This is a genomic window from Streptomyces sp. NPDC018833 (genome assembly GCF_044390825.1).
Taxonomy (GTDB): domain Bacteria; phylum Actinomycetota; class Actinomycetes; order Streptomycetales; family Streptomycetaceae; genus Streptomyces.
The window spans coordinates 110061-127713 of sequence record NZ_JBIRZM010000011.1 but is presented as its reverse complement, the minus strand read 5'-3'; the positions used below and the strand labels follow the sequence as shown (position 1 = coordinate 127713).

Here is a 17653-nt window from a genome sequence, read left to right as displayed (position 1 = left end):
AACGAAGCACTCCGCTCGCCGCGTGCGAAGACCGCGCGCCCTGTCGCGCCCACTCGCGGTTCCTCACCGAATCCCTTGCGGCCACAGGGAAGTGACGGTTCATCACGGTGTGGGACATCGCGGCGTTTGCCCGTTTTTCCACGAAACCGATTATGCGACGCGTTACCAATTCTTTACCCGGAGTCACCGCAACTTCCCCCGCCCTCCTCGCGGTTGTCAGGACGTCCGTACGCCGGACAGCACGATCTCGCACCACGCACAGTCCGAACGTCCTCTCGCTTCAAGGAGCATCATGTCCCTCCCCCTGACCCGTCGGATCGCCCGTGCCGCGCTGCTCATCGCGGCGGGTGCAGCTCCCGTGGTCGGTGCGGCCGGCTCCGCAGGCGCCGTGGAAGTCCCCCAGGCCCCCGTCGGCGGCCTGACGGCCCTCGACACGGACAACGTCGACGACACGGTCGGCGATGTCTCGAAGGAGACCACCCAGGTGGCCGGCCAGGTCGGCGGCAAGGCGGCCGAGAAGGCCGCTCCGGTCGCGGCCAAGACCGTCGGAAAGACCACCAAGACTGCTGCTCCCGTCGCGGCCAAGACCGTCGGAAAGACCACCAAGACTGCTGCTCCGGTCGTCGAGAAGGCCGCCGGTGCCGCCACCGGCGAGGCGGGCGGTCTGGTCGGCGGCGCGACCAACGGCGGCGGCCTGCCGACCGACTCCCTCGGCGGTGGCGGACTGCCCAGCGGCACTCTCGGCGGTCTGCCGCTGGGCGGCTGATCCACTGCCTGCCCGTCGGCCGGCCGGTGAACGCGAAGGGCCCGGGAACACAGCTCTCCCGGGCTCTTGGCGCATCCCTCGGAGGGCACTCAGCCGAGGCGCTTCACGGCCGCCTCGACCCGCTCGTCGGTCGCCGTGAACGCCACTCGGACGAACCGCTCTCCCGCCTCGCCGTAGAAGTCGCCGGGCGCTACCAGGATGCCGAGGTCCGCCAGGTGGGCGACGGTCTCCCAGCACGGCTCGTCGCGGGTCGCCCACAGGTACAGGCTGGCCTCGCTGTGCTCGATGCGGAATCCGTGCGTCTCGAGCGCCGAGCGCAGGGCGGCGCGGCGGGCCGCGTACCTGGCGCGCTGCTCGGTGACGTGCGCGTCGTCGCCGAGGGCCGCCACGGTCGCCGCCTGCACGGGTGCGGGGGTCATCATCCCGCCGTGCTTGCGGATCCGGAGCAGCTCGCCGAGCACGTCAGCGTCACCGGCGATGAACGCGGCCCGGTAACCGGCCAGGTTGGAGCGCTTGGAGAGCGAGTGGACGGCGACGACGCCCTCGTACGTGCCGCCGCACACGTCCGGGTGCAGCACGGACACCGGCTCGGCCTCCCAGCCGAGTTCCAGGTAGCACTCGTCGCTGAAGACCAGCACCCCGTGCTCGCGCGCCCAGGCGACGATCCGGATCAGCTCGTCCCTGGCCAGCACCCTGCCGGTCGGGTTGGACGGCGAATTGAGCCACAGCAGCTTCAGCCCTGCCGGGTCGAGCTCGGTCGGGTCGTCGTACACCACGGGGTCCGCCCCGCACAGGCGCGCGCCGACCTCGTAGGTGGGGTAGGCGAGCCGCGGGTAGGCGACCCGGTCGCCCGGCCCGAGTCCGAGCTGTGTGGGCAGCCAGGCCACCAGCTCCTTGGAGCCGACGACGGGCAGGACATTGGTGTCCGCCACGTCCACCGCGCCGAGCCGCCGGCCGACCCAGCCCACCAGCGCGTCCCGCAGGGCGGCCGTGCCCCAGACGGTCGGGTAGCCGGGGGAGTCGGCGGCTGCCACGAGGGCCCGCTGGATCAGCACGGGCACCGGGTCGACGGGCGTGCCGACCGAGAGGTCGACGATTCCGTCCGGATGGGCCGCGGCCGTCGCCTTGTACGGCTCGAGCTTGTCCCAGGGGAAGACGGGGAGGCGCGAAGAGACTGAGGCCACGGCGGCGCTCGCTTTCTGGTACGTGGGCGTCAAACGCCTCGGTCCCGTACGGACGACGAGCCGTACGGGACCGGAGGATGCGGATCGGATCTGCCGTCCCGCGGCGGATCAGCGGCTCAGCGGCCGATCCGCCCCGCGGGGGCTGCTCCCTGCGGGAGCGGATCAGTCGTGGCGGCCGATCAGCCGTTCTGCGGCGGCAGCGCGGCGATGAAGGGGTGGTCGCGCTCGATCAGGCCGAGCTTGGAGGCACCACCGGGCGAGCCGAGCTCGTCGAAGAACTCGACATTCGCCTTGTAGTAGTCCTTCCACTCCTCCGGGGTGTCGTCCTCGTAGAAGATGGCCTCCACGGGGCAGACCGGCTCACAAGCACCGCAGTCGACGCATTCGTCCGGGTGGATGTACAAGGACCGAGAGCCCTCGTAGATGCAGTCGACGGGGCACTCCTCGATGCACGCCTTGTCCTTGACGTCGACACAAGGCTGCGCGATGACGTAGGTCACGCTGTCGTTCCTCCTCGGTAAGGGCTGGCTTGCGCGGGAGCGCGGCGTCGTCGATGCCCGCCCCTAGTATCTCCGTTCTTGGCGACGATCCGAACAGGAGGGGCTCACAGAGCTGTGGAATTCACTGCCGGCGGACGACTCGAGATCCGTATTACACCTGATGACGTGGGAAAACGAGTGTCCGTACGGACCCTGGACACGGCCGGCGGTCCGGGTGCGAAGTTCACCGACACGGTCGGTGTTCTCACATCATGGACCTCTGGTGTGCTGCTGATCACACGAAGGACCGGCGAAACCGTCCGCATCGCGGAATCCTCCCTGGTCGCGGGCAAGGTCGTGCCCGGGGCACCGGCCCGGCGACGGGGACCCGCCGCGAGTTTCGAGGAGCTGGCGCGGGTGACGTCCAGGGCCTGGCAGCCGGTGGAGAGCGAACGGCTCGGCGACTGGGAGCTGCGGGCGGCGTGCGGATTCACCCGGCGCGCCAATTCGGTTCTGCCGCTCGGCGACCTGGGCATGGACCTCGACGCGGCGCTGGAGCGGGTGCGTGCGTGGTACGGGAAGCGCGGGCTCCCGGCCTATGTGCAGACCGCGACCGGCGCGGCGGGCACCCAGGAGGAGCTGTGCGCCGAGCTGGAGAAGCGCGGCTGGCAGCGCGAGGTGTCGGCGCAAGTGCAGGTCGGCGGCCTGGCGCCGATCGGCGACCTGGACGCGGACGTCACGCGGGTGCGGCTGGCGCGCACCGTCGACGCGGCGTGGCTGCGGCGTTACAACCGCTCCGGTGTGGCGGGGCCCCATGTGCTCCAGGTCCTGGGCAGCGGCCCTTCGGTGTGGTTCGCCTCTATACCGGGCACCGGGGAGGTCCCCGCGGCGATCGGCCGGTGTGTGGTCGACGGACGCTGGGCGGGCTTCATGGCCGTGGAGGTCGACCCCGAGAACCGCCGTCAAGGTCTGGCGACGGCGGCGATGGCGGCCCTGGCCCGCCGCGCGCTGGAGGAGGGCGCGTCGGCCGCCTGGCTCCAGGTGGAGGCGGACAACGAGGCGGCCCGGGCGCTGTACGGCGCGATGGGCTTCACGGTCCATCACCACTACCACCACTTCCGCGCGGCGTAGACGGGTACGAAAAGCATATGCAGCACGATGCGTGGCGGCAGCCCCGGCGGGAGCGGTTCGCCGAGGAGGCCCGGGCCGAACGCCCCGACCTTGCCCTGCTGTGCCTGCTCATCGGCATACAGGCGGACGCCTCACTGGACGAGGCGGGCATCGACGAGGCCCAGATCGAACTGGACCGCCTCGCGGGTGCGGTGCCGTACGGGCTCACCGCACCGCGGGCCTGGGCGCGGGCACTGGCGGACCTGCTCGGCGGCCGCGAGGGCTTCCACGGCTCCCCCGGCGACTACCAGCACCTCGAGTCCTCGCTGTTGCAGGAGGTGCTGCGCCGCCGCCGTGGCCTGCCGATCCTGCTCTCGGTGATCTGGACGGAGGTCGCCCGCCGGGCGGGCGGCCATGTGTACGGGGTCGCCCTGCCCGGCCACTTCGTGGTCGGCTTCGGCGACGCGGACGCGCAGGTCCTGGCGGACCCGTTCGCCGGGGGCCGGCTGCTGACGCCCACGGACACCGAGCTGCTCGTCGCCGGCACGACGGGCGCGCCGCTGACCCCGTCGATGCTGACGCCCGCGGACCCGCTCGCGGTGGTCTCACGCATCCTGAACAACATCCGCGCCTGGGCGGCAACCCGCCCGGAGCGCTCGGACGTCGCCCTGTGGGCGCTCGACCTGCTCCTCCTGCTCCCCGCGCACCCGGCCAGGCTGCGCTACGAGCGTGCCCAACTGCTCGTGCAGCGGGGTGATTTCACGGCAGGCGCGGTGGAGATGGAGGCGTACGCGGACGTGGTGTCGGCGGTCGAGCCGACGGCGGCCGAGGCGATCAGGCGCCGGGCACGGGCGGCGCGGGCGATGCTGAACTGACGGGCACGGGCGGCGCGGGCGATGCTGAACTGACGGGGGCGGGCCTCACCGGAACTCGTGGACGACCTCGATCGTGCCGACGATGTGCGCGTTGAACTCGTCGAGCTCCTCGGCCGGCACCCACAGTTCCAGGATGGTCTCGCCGCCGGCCTGTTGTACGGGATAGCGCGCGAGGAAGGCGGCGTCGACCTCGAAGCGGGTGACGAAGCCGGCGCCGTCGTACCTGACGTTCCAGTCGCGCGCGATGCGGACGGCATAGTCCTCGTTCAGCACGGGATAGAAGATCGGCTGCTCGGGCAGGCGCGCGGGCCACGCCCGCCACCCCGACTCCCGCACGAGCTCCAGCTCGACGGGCCCGGTGGGACGCCAGAGGGTGGTGGTCGGGGCCGGGCGCGTGCTGGTCATGACGTCGCTTTCCGGTCGGCGGGCGGAGAGGGGAAGTCGAGCTCGGACGATGGCGTCGGGCCGGCCCGGAGACCGGGCGATTTCGACAGCGGCAAGGCCGCCGACAGGGTTTCGGGCCGTGCACGAAGCCCCCTGCCCGGAGGACCGGGCAGGGGCTTTTCGTGTCGGTGGCGGCCGCTCAGCTCGGGTTGAGCGAGATGACCGCCGTGCGCTGCGCGGGCGTCTTGCCGCGCAGGGCGGGGCCCATCGCCTGGGCCACGTCGTCCGCGGACACCTGGTGCTGCTTGCCGTCGCCCTTGGTGATCATGATGCCGTCGAAGACGCCGTCCAGCAGCTGCTCGATGGCCTGCTTGTCATAGACCTCGACCAGCCTTCCGTCGATCGCCTTCATGGAAAGGATCTGCGGCAGGGACTTCGCCGGGCCGAACTGGATCGACTTGTCACCCGCCTTGATCGTGATCAGGCCGGACATCGCGGGCTGGGCGAATTCCTTCATCGCCCGGTCCAGCTCCGCCTGCGTGATCGTCGGCTCGCGGGTGGCGACGGGCAGCTCCACCACATTCGGCTTGCCCGTCTCCACCTGGGCGCGGTACGCGTCCTTGACCGAGATCACCGAGCGGCCGACGTCCAGGGTCTGGCCCGCCTTGCCCGGTACGGCGACCGCCTTGCCCGGCTCGAAGCGGATCGTGCCGTCGGTGGCCGAACCGGATGTGCCCGCGAGGTCCGCGAGCGCCACGCTCAGTTTCTCCTCGTCGACGAGGATGACGGGCTCGGCGACGCGTTCGCCGCCGAACAGGGAGCCGATCACCGACACGGGGTTGTAGTCGCTGCCCGCGGCGGCACGCACGGTCGCCTGGCTGTCCAGGGACAGGCCGGCCTTGTCCGGGCCGAGCTCCACCTTCTTGCCGCCGACCGAGAGCTGGAGCGGCGTCCTGGCCCGCTCGCCGAGCGCCGCGTCGAGCTTGTTGACGGCCTCGTCCCGGGTGCCGCCGCCGATGTCGACGCCGAGGACCGTGGTGCTCTTGGGTACGTCGGAGTGGTTGAGCAGCAGACCCGCGCCGTACGCGATGCCGAGCACAGCGACCACGCCGGCCCCCGCGAGCATCAGCTTGGAGCGGCCCTTCCCGGCAGGCGCGGACCGGGACGCCGACGTCGCGTCCGCACTGGACACGGGGCCCGCCGGGCCTGCCTGACCGGCACCGGGTCCGGCCGGGAACTCCGGTGCGGAGAAGTCGGCGTCCGGCCCGTGCGGGCCGTGGGACAGGCCCGCGTCGGGTCCGGCGCCGAGGCCGGAGTGCGGTCCGTCCAGCGTCGGGAACGGGGAGCGGTGCTCCTCGGGGACCACAGGGATGCCGCTGGTCAGCGTGTCACCGGAGACATAACCGCCGCCCGGTTCGGAGGCCGGCGTCTGCGGCGTGAGCACCGCGGTGTCGTCGGACATCCGGGGTGCCACGCCGGGGCCGCCGGGCATCCCGCCCAGCGGCATGTTCCCGGTGGCCGGGCCGGTCGTGGGACCCGCCGGCCCTGAGCGGCCGGGCCCGCCCGGAGGGCGTACGCCCAGCGGAGGCGTATTGCGGCCGGGAGCGAAGCCGTTGCCGCCCTGGCCGGGGACACCACCGGGGCCGGGCTGCCCCGGAGCACCGCCCTGCCCCGACCGGCCCGGGGCGAAACCGTTGCCGGACTGGCCCGCGCCGGGCCGGCCGGGAGCACTGCCCCGGCCGGGCTGGGGGCCGTCGGGGAAGTAGGGGGTTCCCGTGCCGGGGAGCGTGCCGCTGCCGGGGCGCGGTCGCGTGGGCAGGGCGGGCGCCGGACCGGCGTCCTCGGCGAGGGCCGCCAGGCCGGACTTGCGGGGTGCGCCGTCGTCCGCGCCGGGCCCGAAGGGAGCACCGGCGCCGGAGCCGTTCGCACCGGGGCCACCGGGCGCGGCCGAGCCGCCCTGCGGCGAGGGGACCGGACCGCCGCCGCTCGCCGGACCGCCGCCCTGCGGTGAGGTGGCGGGCGGCGCGGACTTGCGCGGCGCGAACCAGTCGCTCGCCGCGGCCTTCCCCTCGGCGGCCGGGGCCGGGGTCCCGGCCGTGTCCGGCGCCGCCGCGGGTCGCGGAACGCCGCCGGTGCGCTCGCTCTCGCGCTCGCCCGCGGGAGCGTCGGCGTCGCCCGACCCGGCCCGCCCGGCGTCGGTGTCGCTCATCGGCGTGCGCATCACGACGGGCGGGATCGGCCGTGATCCCGGGATGTTGATCCGGATCCGCGTCGTCAGCGTGGTCTCGGTCTTCTTCTCCTCCGGCTGCCGCGGGGAAGCGGCGCCGGTGCCCTCGTCCGGAGCGTCCTGCGTCGGATGCAGCGACGGATACTGGCGGGATCCGTACGGCGGAGTGCCCGAGGGGTACGCGGCTCCACCGCCCCCCTGGGGGCCGGAGGACGAACTGTCAGTTTCACGACTCAAAGCAGGTTCTCCCGGTTGGCTTCGCCGCCCGTTCTTACTGGATAGCTACTGCTGCGGGCGGCTCGGCGGCGCGCACCACCATACTGGCCACGGCCGGCGGACACTCCGGGACCGCCGGAAGCGGCCCCGGCCGGCCCTTCGGCGTGCCATACGAGCACGGCCGGTTCAGGGGCTTCCCGGCCCGTCGGTCGACCCACCCTAGGGGCACGCCGAACCGGCTGCGCGCTGGGGGTACGTGGTGCGGCTACCCGCCAAGTCGGCCCGGTCCACCGCCCGGTTGCGGCAGCCGCGACATGGTGGCGCAGATCACAGCCGTCGCCATGCCGCCGAGCATGAAGACGAGCGGCGCGATCCCGGAGGCGAACATGGCGTCGCCCTCGGGGCGTCCGACGCTGAGCACGACGATGGCCAGCAGCCAGCCGACGGCGGACGCGGCCACGCCGAGCTGCGTCCCGGTGGCCCGCAGCGAGCCGTAGAACAGGGCGGCCGTGGCGGCCAGCGCGAGCATCAAGCCGCCCGGGAGCCAGGCGCCTTGGAGCAGCGAGCCCGCGATGCCGACGAACGCGCCCAGGAGGGCGAGCGCGAGGTACGCGACGGCACGGCCAGGCCTCGCGGCGCGCACAAGAAGAGATCCCGGGCCGGGTCCGGCCGTACCACCCTTACCGGCTGTACCGCCCTTACCGGCCGTACCGCCCTTACCGGCCGTACCGCTCTTTCCGGTCGTACCGCTCATGCGGTCACCCCCGAAGTTCCCTCAAATCCCTCGGAATCCTCACCCCGTGAGACTTTCCCGAAGGGCGCGTTTGCCTCAAGTCGGCCCTCGTGTCCGCCTTCACGTCCTCCCCCGGGACCGCTCGGCGTCACCTCCGGCTCCGCCAGGCCCGCGAAGAGGTCGTGCTCGCGCTCTCCCGCCGGTGCGGCGGGGCCGCCCGTGACCAACTGGTAGTACTCCGTGGCGAACAGCGGCTGCGCGAGGTCGTTGGAGAGCGCGAAGACGTCGCCGTCCACCGCGATCTGGGTGGCATGCGCGCGCATCGCGGCCGCCTTGCGCTCCGCGTACGCGGAGCCATCGATCTCCGTGGTGATCTCGGCGTCCTCCACCACACCCGGAATGTCGCCGGTCTCGCCGATGCCCGGGAAGTCCGTCCCCGTGGCGCGCAGCCGGGCGAACGCCTCCTCGGCGGCCGACCGCGGGACCCGGTTCCAGTAGATCTTGGCGATCGTGTGCGGGGTGCCGAGGTCGCGCCGGTAGGCGGGCTCGGCGGCCAGCTCGGCGGCGCGCATCGCGACGCGGTGGGTCTGGATGTGGTCGGGGTGGCCGTACCCCCCGTGGGGGTCGTACGTCACCATCACCTGGGGACGTACGGAGCGGATGACCTCGACCAGATGCGCGGCGGCCTCGTCCACGTCGGTGTTCCAGAACGCGCCCTCGCGGTGGTTCTGCTCGACGCCCATCATCCCCGAGTCGCGGAACCGGCCCTGCCCGCCGAGGAAGCGGTGGTCGGTGACGCCGAGCTCCTTCATCGCGGCGGCCAGTTCGCCCGCGCGATGGGGGCCGAGCCGGTCCTCCCGGTCGGGCGCGAGATGGGCGAGACCGGCCGGAATGACCTCGCCCTCCTCGCCCAGGGTGCAGGTCACCAGGGTGACCAGGGTGCCGGAGGCCGCGTACCGGGCCATCGTGGCGCCATTGTTGATCGACTCGTCGTCCGGGTGCGCATGCACCAGGAGCAGACGACGGGCGGGAAGATCCTTCATACCGAACAGACTAGGCCGTGCGGTCCGGCGGTCGGCTCAGAACTTGATGCCGCCGATCATTCCCGCCACATTCGTGGTCAGCTCCGTGATCGTCGGAGCCACGGAGGAGCTGGCGAGGTAGAACCCGAGCAACACGCAGACCATCGCATGTCCGCCCTTCAACCCGGCTTTCCGGATCAGCAGGAAGACGACGATCGCCAGCAGCACCACCGCCGAAATCGAGAGTGCCACGGCGGTTCACCTCCACAGATATTCGGTAGGGACGGTCCAGTCGCATGTGCCAGGGGGGTCATACCCACCTTGCGCTACGGATCATAACTATCCGTGCGTACGCATCGATCGGTGCACGGCAGCACATGGGGGCGCACAAGCGCGGCTCCGGTGCCTTAGGTTCGGTGCCATGACAGCGACGCAGCAGCTCTCCTTCCCGCGTCAGTCGGCGCGGACCCAGCGCTTCACTCTTGGTGCCCCGCGGTCCTTCACGGTCTCGCCGGACGGTTCGCGGGTCGTCTTCCTGCGATCGGCGTCCGGTACGGACCGGACCGGCCTGCTCTGGGTGCTCGACCTCGACGACGCCGGGCACCGGGAACGGCCGGCCGCCGATCCGCGCGAGCTGCTCGGCGGCTCGGCGGAGCACCTGCCGGCCGAGGAGCGGGTACGGCGCGAGCGGAGCCGTGAGGGGTCGGCGGGGATCGTCGGCTACGCGGTGGACCAGGCGGTCGAGTTGGCGGCGTTCGCCCTGTCCGGGCGGCTCTTCGCGGCCGAACTGCGGGCCGGTACGGCGCGTGAACTGCCCACCGCCGGCCCGGTGATCGATCCCCGGCCGTCCCCCGACGGGCGGCACATCGCGTACGTCGCCCGGGGCGCACTGCGGGTGACGGGGGCCGAGGGCGACGGGGACCGCGCGCTGGCGGAGCCGGAGGACGGGAACGTGTCCTGGGGTCTGGCCGAGTTCATAGCCGCAGAGGAGATGGGGCGTTCGCGCGGCTTCTGGTGGTCACCGGAGTCCGACCGGCTGCTTGTCGCGCGGGTGGACGACCGGAAGGTGCGGCGCTGGTGGATCGCGGACCCGGCGCATCCGGACCGGGAGCCGACCGAGGTCGCCTACCCGGCGGCCGGGACGCCCAACGCCGATGTCCGCCTGCACTTCGTCACCTTGGACGGCCGGCACACCGAGGTCGAGTGGGACCGCGCGCGCCATCCGTACCTCGCGCGGGTGCACTGGTCGACCGCCGGCCCGCCGCTGCTGCTGGTGCAGTCCCGGGACCAGTGCACGCAGCTGTATCTGGCGGTCGACCCGGAGACGGGCGGCACGCGGACGGTGCACGTGGACGAGGATCCGGCCTGGCTGGAACTGTCCCCCGGGGTCCCCGCCTGGGCCCCCGAGTCGTCGTACGCGCCCGATTTCGGCGGCGGGCGCCTGGTGCGGATCGCCGACGAGGGGGGTGCGCGGGTCCTCGCGGTGGGCGACCGGGTGCTGACCGGCGCGCAGCTCCAGCTGCGGGCCGTCCTGGACATCGGTGAGAGCGACGTGCTGGTGGCGGCAGCGGCCGGTGCCGAGGCCGCGACACCGGAGATCGGCGAGATCCATGTGTACCGGGTCAACGAGCTGGGTGTGGAGCGTGTCTCTCAGGAGCCGGGAGTGCACGGGGCGGTCCGCTCGGGCGGTGTGATCGTCCTCGCGTCGTCGGTGACCGGGCCGAGCGGGGCGAAGGGGGGAGACGTACGCGTGCTGCGGGACGGCAAGCCGATCGCGGAGGTCCTCTCGTACGCGGAGCGGCCGGTGCTCACGGCCCGCCCGCGGCTGGTCGAGGCGGGCGAGCACCGGATTCCGTGCGCGGTGCTCCTGCCCTCCGGCTATCACGAGTCGGATGGTCCGCTGCCGGTGCTGCTCGATCCGTACGGCGGGCCGCACGGTCAGCGGGTGCTGGCCGCGCACCATCCGTATCTGACCTCGCAGTGGTTCGCGGACCAGGGCTTCGCGGTGATCGTCGCGGACGGGCGGGGCACGCCCGGCCGGTCCCCCGCGTGGGAGAAGGCGGTCAAGAACGCGTTCACACTGACGCTCGACGACCAGATCGAGGCACTCCACGGGCTGGCCGGATCGCAACCGCTGGATCTGGACCGGGTGGCCATCCGCGGCTGGTCCTACGGCGGCTACCTGGCGGCGATGGCCGTGCTGCGCCGCCCGGACGTCTTCCACGCGGCGGTGGCGGGTGCGCCGGTGACGGATCTGCGGCTGTACGACACGCACTACACGGAGCGGTATCTGGGCGATCCGGCCGCGCAGCCGGAGGTGTACGGCGCCAACTCCCTCGTGGGCGACGATGGTCTGACGTTGGCGGAGACGCCGCACCGGCCGATGATGATCATCCATGGTCTGGCGGACGACAATGTGGTGGTCGCCCACTCACTGCGACTGTCGTCGGCGCTGCTGGCCGCGGGCCGGCCGCATGAGGTGCTGCCGCTCACGGGCGTGACGCATATGACCCCTCAGGAGCAGATCGCGGAGAACCTGCTGCTGCTCCAGGTGGACTTCCTGAAGCGGTCGCTGGGTCTCGCCTGAGAGCCTGCGGACGGGCGCGGCGGTACGGGTGGGTGGCGGTACAGGTGGGTGGCCGGCCGGGGTCACATGGCGAGACCCCGGCCGGCCCAACGGCACCCGCACGGCCGTACGCTGTTCAGCGTGACGCGTTCGTATATCGGAGTTGCGACGGTCAAGTTGCCTGCGTGTTAACGAATTTGATGCGCATTTGCCGCGCTTTGCACCGACCCTGACGCACTGTCAAGCAAGCTCCTCGGCGAAGTGGCAAGCCGAAGGATGCCGCACGGGCCCCTCGGTCGTCCGCAGATGCGGCGGCACGGCGAGCAGCGGCACCTCCAGCGCGCAGCGCTCCTGCGCCTTCCAGCACCGGGTGCGGAACCGGCAGCCCGAGGGGATGTTCGTCGGCGACGGCACGTCTCCGGTGAGGATGATCCGCTGCCGGCTCTCGCGCGCCTCGGGGTCCGGGACCGGCACGGCCGACAGCAGCGCCTGGGTGTAGGGGTGCGTCGGGTGGTCGTAGATCTCCTCGTCCTTGCCGATCTCCACCACGCGCCCCAGGTACATCACGCCGACCCGGTCGGAGATGTGCCGCACGATCGACAGGTCGTGGGCGATGAAGACGCAGCTCAGCGAGAACTGGCTCTGGAGCTGGTCCAGCAGGTTGATGACCTGCGCCTGCACCGACACGTCCAGCGCGGAGACCGGTTCGTCGGCCACGATGATCTCGGGCCGGAGCGCGAGCCCGCGCGCGATGCCGATGCGCTGGCGCTGTCCGCCGGAGAACTGGTGCGGATAGCGGTTGATGTACTCGGGGTTGAGACCCACGACGTCCAGCAGCTCCTGCACCTTCTGCCGGCGCGAACCCTTGGGCGCGACCTCGGGGTGGATCTCGTACGGCTCGCCGATGATGTCGCCGACCGTCATACGGGGGTTGAGCGAGGTGTACGGGTCCTGGAACACCATCTGGATGTTGCGGCGCACGGCCTTCAGCGCGCGCCCCGACAGCTTGGTGACGTCCTCGCCCTTGTACCGGATGGAGCCGGACGTGGGCTGCTCCAGATGGACGAGCAGCTTGGCGAGCGTCGACTTCCCGCAGCCCGACTCCCCCACGATGCCGAGCGTCTCGCCCGCGATCAGGTCGAGGTCGACGCCGTCGACCGCCTTGACCGCGCCGACCTGCTTCCTGAACAGGACGCCGCGGGTGAGCGGGTAGTGCTTGTACAGGTCGCGTACCTCAAGGATCGCCTCAGCCATTGAGGGCCTCCTGCCAGAAGTGGCACGCGCTGCCGCGTTCAGCGTTCACCTCGTACAGCGCAGGCACGTCCGTGCGGCACACGTCCCGGGCCAGCGGGCAGCGGGGGTGGAACGCGCATCCGGGCGGAATGTGCATCAGGTTGGGCGGCAGACCCTTGATCGCGTAGAGCTCCCCGCCCTTCTGGTCCAGCCGCGGGATCGACTCCAGCAAGCCCTTGGTGTACGGGTGGGCCGGTGCCTTGTAGATGTCGTGGACGGGGGCGGACTCGACGATCCGTCCCGCGTACATCACGGCGATCCTGTCGGCGACGTCGGCGACGACGCCGAGGTCGTGGGTGATCAGGACGAGGCCCATGTCGAGTTCGCGCCGGAGCTCGGCGAGCAGGTCCATCACCTGGGCCTGAACGGTGACGTCGAGGGCGGTGGTGGGCTCGTCGGCGATGATCAGGTCCGGCTCCAGGGAGAGCGCCATCGCGATCATGATGCGCTGGCGCATACCACCCGAGAACTGGTGGGGATACTGCCCGACGCGTTCCTTCGCTGCCGGGATGCCCACCCGGTCCATCAGCTCGATCGCCTTGGCCTTCGCGTCCTTCTTCGACAGGCCCTGGTGCACGACGAACATCTCGCCCAGCTGGTCGCCGACGCTGAGCACCGGGTTCAGCGAGGAGAGCGCGTCCTGGAAGATCATGGCCATCTCGGCACCTCTGATCTTCCGCCGCTCGTCCTCGCCGAGCGTCAGCAGGTCCCGTCCTTTGAAGAGGATCTCGCCGCCGGCGATCCGGGCGGGCGGCATGTCCAGGATCCCCATGACGGCCTGGGCCGTGACGGACTTGCCCGAGCCCGATTCGCCGAGGACGGCGAGCGTCTCGCCCGGGTCCACGGAGCAGCTGACGCCGTTGACGGCTTTGGCGGCCCCGTCGCGGGTGCGGAACTCCACCTGCAGACCGCGGACTTCGAGCAGCGTCGCGGCCTCGGCGGGCGGCGCGGCGGATGGGACGGACGTGGCGGACAAGGCGGACACCTCCTAACGCAGCTTGGGGTCGAGGGCGTCGCGCACCGCGTCGCCGAGCATGATGAACGCGAGCACCGTCACGGCGAGCGCACCGGCCGGCCAGAGCAGCATGTGGGGGGCGTTGCGGATGTACGGAGAGGCGGCGGAGAGGTCGATGCCCCAGGAGACGGTGGGCGGTTTGAGGCCGACGCCGAGGAAGGACAGCGTCGCCTCCAGCGCGATGTACGTGCCGAGCGCGATGGTCGCGACGACGATCACCGGGGCTACGGCGTTGGGCGCGATGTGCCGCAGCAGCATCCGGGCGTGGGAGGCGCCCAGCGCGCGGGCCGCCTGGACGTAGTCGTTCTGCTTCGCGGTGATGACCGAGCCGCGGGCGATACGGGAGATCTGCGGCCACCCCAGCAGCACCATGAAGCCGATGACGGGCCACACGGTGGTGCTGGTGACGACGGACAGCAGCACCAGGCCGCCGAGCACCACCGGGATGCCGAAGAAGACGTCCGTCAGCCGGGACAGGACCGCGTCCAGGGCGCCGCCGAAGAATCCGGCGAGACCGCCGAGCACGGACCCGAGCAGGGCCACGCCCAAGGTGGCGCAGACGCCGACGGTGACGGAGGCCCGCGCGCCATAGACGGTACGCGTGTAGACGTCGCAGCCCTGGCCGTTGAAGCCGAAGGGATGGCCCGGCTGGGAGCCCTCCTGGGCCTTGGCGAGGTCGCACGCGAGCGGGTTTCCGGAGGCGATCAGCGAGGGCCACAGGGAGATGACGATCAGGAAGAGGATGACGAGGGCGGAGACGATGAAGACGGGGTTGCGCCGCAGGTCGCGCCAGGCGTCGGACCACAGGCTACGGGGCTTGCCCGAGGGCCCGGCGCCCCCGGGCCCGCGGGGAGTCCTCTCCAGCGTCTCGCCCTCGCTCATGGCGAGGTCGCTCACTCCGCCGGCTCCCCCGGCCACGATGGCGGAGTCCTGATAGGGGCTCTGCTGCTCAGGCATACCGGATCCTCGGGTCGAGAACGGCGTACAGGAGGTCGACCAGCAGGTTCGCCACCAGGAAGACGATGACGAGCACGCTGACGAAGCCGACGACGGTCTGCGTGTTCTGGCGCAGGATCCCCTGGTAGAGCTGGTAGCCCACGCCGTGGATGTTGAAGATCCGCTCGGTGACGATCGCGCCGCCCATCAGGGCGCCGATGTCGGTGCCGATGAACGTGACGACCGGGATGAGCGAGTTCCGCAGCAGGTGGCGGCGGATGACGCGCCCCCGGGGCAGTCCCTTGGCCTTGGCGGTGCGGACGTAGTCGGAGCGGGCGTTCTCGGCGATGGAGGTACGGGTGAGGCGGGTGACGTAGGCGAGGGAGACCGAGGCCAGGACCAGGCCGGGCACGATCAGCTCGTCGAGCCGTGCGTCGGAGGAGACGGACGGGTCGACGACTGCCCACTTGTAGCCGAGCAGCAGTTGCAGCAGCAGGCCGGTGACGAAGGTGGGCACCGAGATGACGACGAGGCTCAGCAGCAGCACCGAGGTGTCGACGGGGCGGCCCCGGCGCAGCCCGGTGACGACGCCGAGGGTGATGCCGATGACGATCTCGAAGGCGATGGCCACGAGGGTGAGCCGAACGGTGACCGGGAAGGCGTCGCCCATCAGCTCGGTGACCTTCTGCCCGTTGAACGCGGTGCCGAAGTCGCCGGTGAAGACGTTGCCCATGTAGGTCAGGTATTGCTGCCACACCGGCTTGTCGAGTCCGAACTCCCGGCGCAGCTGGGCGGCGGTCGCCGGGTCGCACTGGCGGTCCCCGCACAGGCCGGCGATGGGGTCGCCCATGACGTTGACCATGAGGAAGATCAGCAGGGTGGCGCCGACGAAGACCGGGATCATCTGCAGCAGACGCCGGATCACATAACGTCCCATGAAGCGCTCCGGGGGTCGTGGGAAGGGTGACGGCCCGGCGCAGCGTGCGCGCCGGGCCGGGTGCTTCCGCCGTCAGTCGACCTTGATCTCGTTGTAGACCGGGACACTGAAGGGGTTGAGGGCCACGCCGGAGAGGCGCTCCGAGTACCCGGCGCTGCCGTTCTGGTACCAGAGCGGGATGGCGGCCATCTCGTCCCGTACGACCTCCTCGGCCTGCTTGAACGTCTCCACGGCCCTGGCCTGGTCGCTCTCGGCGTTGGCCCGGTCGACGAGGTCGTCGAACTTCTTGTTGGTCCACTTGCCGTCGTTGGACGAGGCGTTGGTGTAGTAGAGCGGCTGCAGGAAGTTCTGGATCAGGGGGTAGTCCATCTGCCAGCCCGCCCGGAACGGGCCGGGCATCTCCTTCTCGCCGATCTTGTTCCGGAAGTCGGCGAAGGTGCCGACCGGACGGCCGACGCAGGCCCGGTCGTTGCCGAGGGCGTTGTTGATGGAGTTGCACACGGCGTCGACCCAGTCCTTGTGGGAGCCGGTGTCCGCGTTGTACGTGATCTTGACCTGGCCGCCGGGGAGGCCGCCGCCTTCCGCGATCAGCCGCTTCGCCTCGGCCGGGTCGTACTCACAGACCTCGCCGCACAGCGCGTGGTCGGAGCCGCCCTCCGGGCCGAGCACCGGGGAGGTCCAGTCCCTCGCGGGGGTGCGGGTCTTCTGGAAGATGGTGTCGGTGATCTGCTGCCGGTTGATCGCCATGGACAGGCCCTTGCGGACCATCGCCCCGTCAGGGGTGTTCCACGCCTTGTCGTAGAAGGGGAAGGCGAGGGTCTGGAGGATCCCGGCGGGCTGGTTGATGTAGCGGTCGCCGAGGTCGGCCCGGACGTTCTTGAGCTGGGCGGCGGGGATGTCGTCGACGAGGTCGATGTTGCCGGCGATCAGGTCCGTGTAGGCGGTGTTGTTGTCCGTGTAGACGATGAGGTCGATGCCGCCGTTCTGCGCCTTGTCCGGCCCGTTGTACGCGTCCCAGCGGCGCAGCTCCGCCTTCGAGCCCTTCCTGTAGGACTGGAGGGTGTACGGACCGTTGCCGATGGGCTTGGCCAGCCAGGCGTCGTGGTCGTCGAAGAAGGCCTTGGGCAGCGGCGCGAAGGCGGAGTAGCCGAGGGTGTCCGGCCAGGTGGAGAACTTCTGGGAGAGCTTGACGGTGAAGGTGCGGTCGTCGACGACCTTCAGGCCGGACATGGTCTCGGCCCGGGCGGTGCCGCTGGCGGGGTGGACCTGTTCGTAGCCCTCGATGTAGCCGAAGAAGTACGCGTTCTTCTGATTGTTCTTCAGATGGGCGCCGTAGTTCCAGGCGTCGACGAAGGACCTCGCCGTGACCTTCTCGCCGTTGCTGAAGGTCCAGCCGTCCTTGACGGTGACGGTGAAGTTGACGGAGTCGGTGGTCTCGATCCGCTCGGCCAGCATGTCGGTGGCGGCGCCCGTCTTCGGGTCGTACTTCTTCAGACCGCGGAAGATCATGTCGAGGACCTTGCCGCCCTGCACCTCATTGGTGTTGGCGGGCTCCAGCGGGTTCTGCGGGTCGGTCCAGGAGGATGTGACGATCCCGTCGGCGCCACCGGCTCCGCTGTCGCCCCCACCGCCGCAGCCTGTCGCCATCAGGGTGACGACGGCGGCACATGCGGCCCACTTGGCGTGCGTGGCTCCACGCATGGGGTTCCTCCCGTGTCATCGGCATGACCTAGGACCGAATACCACCCCATAACGGATCTAACGCACTTTCAGGGCGTCCGGGTGAACGGTACGGCTGCCGCGAGAGTGACCCCCAGGTCTCGACGGCATGGGGCAGGGTCATCCCGTACGACTCGTGCAGGGCAGAGCCCGCGACTCGTTCAGAAGAGAGCCCGCGACTCGTTCACCCG

Annotated in this window: 16 protein-coding genes; 4 read left to right on the top strand and 12 right to left on the bottom strand. The window is 71.0% G+C overall.

Annotation, left to right across the window (positions count from 1 at the left end; translation table 11 throughout):
* Positions 1 to 292 precede the first annotated feature (292 nt).
* Positions 293 to 766 carry an ATP-binding protein gene (locus ACH5AF_RS22270; protein ID WP_398903483.1) on the top strand — a complete coding sequence of 158 codons (474 nt, stop codon included), beginning with the start codon at positions 293 to 295 and terminating at the stop codon, positions 764 to 766.
* A gap of 89 nt (positions 767 to 855) precedes the next feature.
* On the opposite strand, the gene dapC is transcribed toward ACH5AF_RS22270, so the two are convergent.
* Together dapC and fdxA are read right to left on the bottom strand one after the other, a co-directional pair.
* Positions 856 to 1950 carry a succinyldiaminopimelate transaminase gene (dapC, locus tag ACH5AF_RS22265; RefSeq protein WP_398903481.1) on the bottom strand — a complete coding sequence of 365 codons (1095 nt, stop codon included), beginning with the start codon at positions 1948 to 1950 and terminating at the stop codon, positions 856 to 858.
* Between the two features lie 179 nt (positions 1951 to 2129).
* A complete protein-coding gene (gene fdxA / locus ACH5AF_RS22260; RefSeq protein ID WP_003985062.1) occupies positions 2130 to 2450 on the bottom strand; it encodes a ferredoxin in 321 nt (106 codons plus the stop codon).
* Positions 2451 to 2564: 114 nt separating this feature from the next.
* Between fdxA and ACH5AF_RS22255 the strand changes: the two genes are divergently transcribed.
* Both ACH5AF_RS22255 and ACH5AF_RS22250 read left to right on the top strand, forming a co-directional pair.
* Positions 2565 to 3560, top strand: a complete 996-nt coding sequence (locus ACH5AF_RS22255) for a GNAT family N-acetyltransferase (RefSeq protein ID WP_398903479.1) — start codon at positions 2565 to 2567, stop codon at positions 3558 to 3560.
* A gap of 17 nt (positions 3561 to 3577) precedes the next feature.
* A complete protein-coding gene (locus ACH5AF_RS22250) occupies positions 3578 to 4414 on the top strand; it encodes a transglutaminase-like domain-containing protein (RefSeq protein WP_398903477.1) in 837 nt (278 codons plus the stop codon).
* 45 nt (positions 4415 to 4459) lie between these two features.
* On the opposite strand, the gene ACH5AF_RS22245 is transcribed toward ACH5AF_RS22250, so the two are convergent.
* The 5 genes from ACH5AF_RS22245 to ACH5AF_RS22225 all read right to left on the bottom strand — a co-directional run bounded on the left by ACH5AF_RS22245 (position 4460) and on the right by ACH5AF_RS22225 (position 9248).
* On the bottom strand, positions 4460 to 4819 hold the full coding sequence (locus tag ACH5AF_RS22245; RefSeq protein WP_398903475.1) for a hypothetical protein: 360 nt from the start codon (positions 4817 to 4819) through the stop codon (positions 4460 to 4462).
* Between the two features lie 178 nt (positions 4820 to 4997).
* Complete coding sequence (locus ACH5AF_RS22240; RefSeq protein WP_398903473.1) at positions 4998 to 7262, bottom strand: hypothetical protein; 2265 nt, start codon at positions 7260 to 7262, stop codon at positions 4998 to 5000.
* A 244-nt stretch (positions 7263 to 7506) separates the two neighbouring features.
* Complete coding sequence (locus ACH5AF_RS22235; protein WP_398903471.1) at positions 7507 to 7995, bottom strand: DUF6113 family protein; 489 nt, start codon at positions 7993 to 7995, stop codon at positions 7507 to 7509.
* Positions 7992 to 9017 (bottom strand): N-acetyl-1-D-myo-inositol-2-amino-2-deoxy-alpha-D-glucopyranoside deacetylase, encoded by a 1026-nt coding sequence (gene mshB / locus ACH5AF_RS22230; RefSeq protein WP_398903469.1) that lies wholly within the window; start codon positions 9015 to 9017, stop codon positions 7992 to 7994. Before mshB ends, ACH5AF_RS22235 begins: the two co-directional genes overlap by 4 nt.
* A 36-nt stretch (positions 9018 to 9053) precedes the next feature.
* Positions 9054 to 9248: a hypothetical protein gene (locus ACH5AF_RS22225; protein ID WP_215178555.1), complete on the bottom strand. Its 195-nt coding sequence runs from the start codon at positions 9246 to 9248 to the stop codon at positions 9054 to 9056.
* A gap of 169 nt (positions 9249 to 9417) precedes the next feature.
* Here ACH5AF_RS22225 and ACH5AF_RS22220 point away from each other — a divergent pair, with 169 nt between their 5' ends.
* Positions 9418 to 11583, top strand: coding sequence for an alpha/beta fold hydrolase (locus ACH5AF_RS22220; RefSeq protein ID WP_398903466.1), 2166 nt, complete (start codon positions 9418 to 9420; stop codon positions 11581 to 11583).
* A gap of 219 nt (positions 11584 to 11802) precedes the next feature.
* On the opposite strand, the gene ACH5AF_RS22215 is transcribed toward ACH5AF_RS22220, so the two are convergent.
* The 5 genes from ACH5AF_RS22215 to ACH5AF_RS22195 all read right to left on the bottom strand — a co-directional run bounded on the left by ACH5AF_RS22215 (position 11803) and on the right by ACH5AF_RS22195 (position 17444).
* Positions 11803 to 12816 (bottom strand): ABC transporter ATP-binding protein, encoded by a 1014-nt coding sequence (locus tag ACH5AF_RS22215; protein ID WP_398903464.1) that lies wholly within the window; start codon positions 12814 to 12816, stop codon positions 11803 to 11805.
* Positions 12809 to 13780: an ABC transporter ATP-binding protein gene (locus ACH5AF_RS22210; protein WP_398903680.1), complete on the bottom strand. Its 972-nt coding sequence runs from the start codon at positions 13778 to 13780 to the stop codon at positions 12809 to 12811. Before ACH5AF_RS22210 ends, ACH5AF_RS22215 begins: the two co-directional genes overlap by 8 nt.
* A gap of 63 nt (positions 13781 to 13843) precedes the next feature.
* Positions 13844 to 14827 (bottom strand): ABC transporter permease, encoded by a 984-nt coding sequence (locus tag ACH5AF_RS22205; protein WP_398903462.1) that lies wholly within the window; start codon positions 14825 to 14827, stop codon positions 13844 to 13846.
* Positions 14820 to 15743: an ABC transporter permease gene (locus tag ACH5AF_RS22200; RefSeq protein WP_398903460.1), complete on the bottom strand. Its 924-nt coding sequence runs from the start codon at positions 15741 to 15743 to the stop codon at positions 14820 to 14822. Before ACH5AF_RS22200 ends, ACH5AF_RS22205 begins: the two co-directional genes overlap by 8 nt.
* A 72-nt stretch (positions 15744 to 15815) precedes the next feature.
* Positions 15816 to 17444, bottom strand: a complete 1629-nt coding sequence (locus tag ACH5AF_RS22195) for an ABC transporter substrate-binding protein (protein WP_398903459.1) — start codon at positions 17442 to 17444, stop codon at positions 15816 to 15818.
* Between the last annotated feature and the right edge of the window lie 209 nt (positions 17445 to 17653).

Excerpts from the sequence above, each read along its gene's own strand:
- ACH5AF_RS22270 (WP_398903483.1), top strand. The coding sequence starts at position 293 with ATGTCCCTCCCCCTGACCCGTCGGATCGCCCGTGCCGCGCTGCTCATC.
- ACH5AF_RS22250 (WP_398903477.1), top strand. The coding sequence starts at position 3,578 with ATGCAGCACGATGCGTGGCGGCAGCCCCGGCGGGAGCGGTTCGCCGAG.
- ACH5AF_RS22245 (WP_398903475.1), bottom strand. The coding sequence starts at position 4,819 with ATGACCAGCACGCGCCCGGCCCCGACCACCACCCTCTGGCGTCCCACC.
- ACH5AF_RS22235 (WP_398903471.1), bottom strand. The coding sequence starts at position 7,995 with ATGAGCGGTACGACCGGAAAGAGCGGTACGGCCGGTAAGGGCGGTACG.
- mshB (WP_398903469.1), bottom strand. The coding sequence starts at position 9,017 with ATGAAGGATCTTCCCGCCCGTCGTCTGCTCCTGGTGCATGCGCACCCG.
- ACH5AF_RS22220 (WP_398903466.1), top strand. The coding sequence starts at position 9,418 with ATGACAGCGACGCAGCAGCTCTCCTTCCCGCGTCAGTCGGCGCGGACC.
- ACH5AF_RS22215 (WP_398903464.1), bottom strand. The coding sequence starts at position 12,816 with ATGGCTGAGGCGATCCTTGAGGTACGCGACCTGTACAAGCACTACCCG.
- ACH5AF_RS22205 (WP_398903462.1), bottom strand. The coding sequence starts at position 14,827 with ATGCCTGAGCAGCAGAGCCCCTATCAGGACTCCGCCATCGTGGCCGGG.
- ACH5AF_RS22200 (WP_398903460.1), bottom strand. The coding sequence starts at position 15,743 with ATGGGACGTTATGTGATCCGGCGTCTGCTGCAGATGATCCCGGTCTTC.
- ACH5AF_RS22195 (WP_398903459.1), bottom strand. The coding sequence starts at position 17,444 with ATGCGTGGAGCCACGCACGCCAAGTGGGCCGCATGTGCCGCCGTCGTC.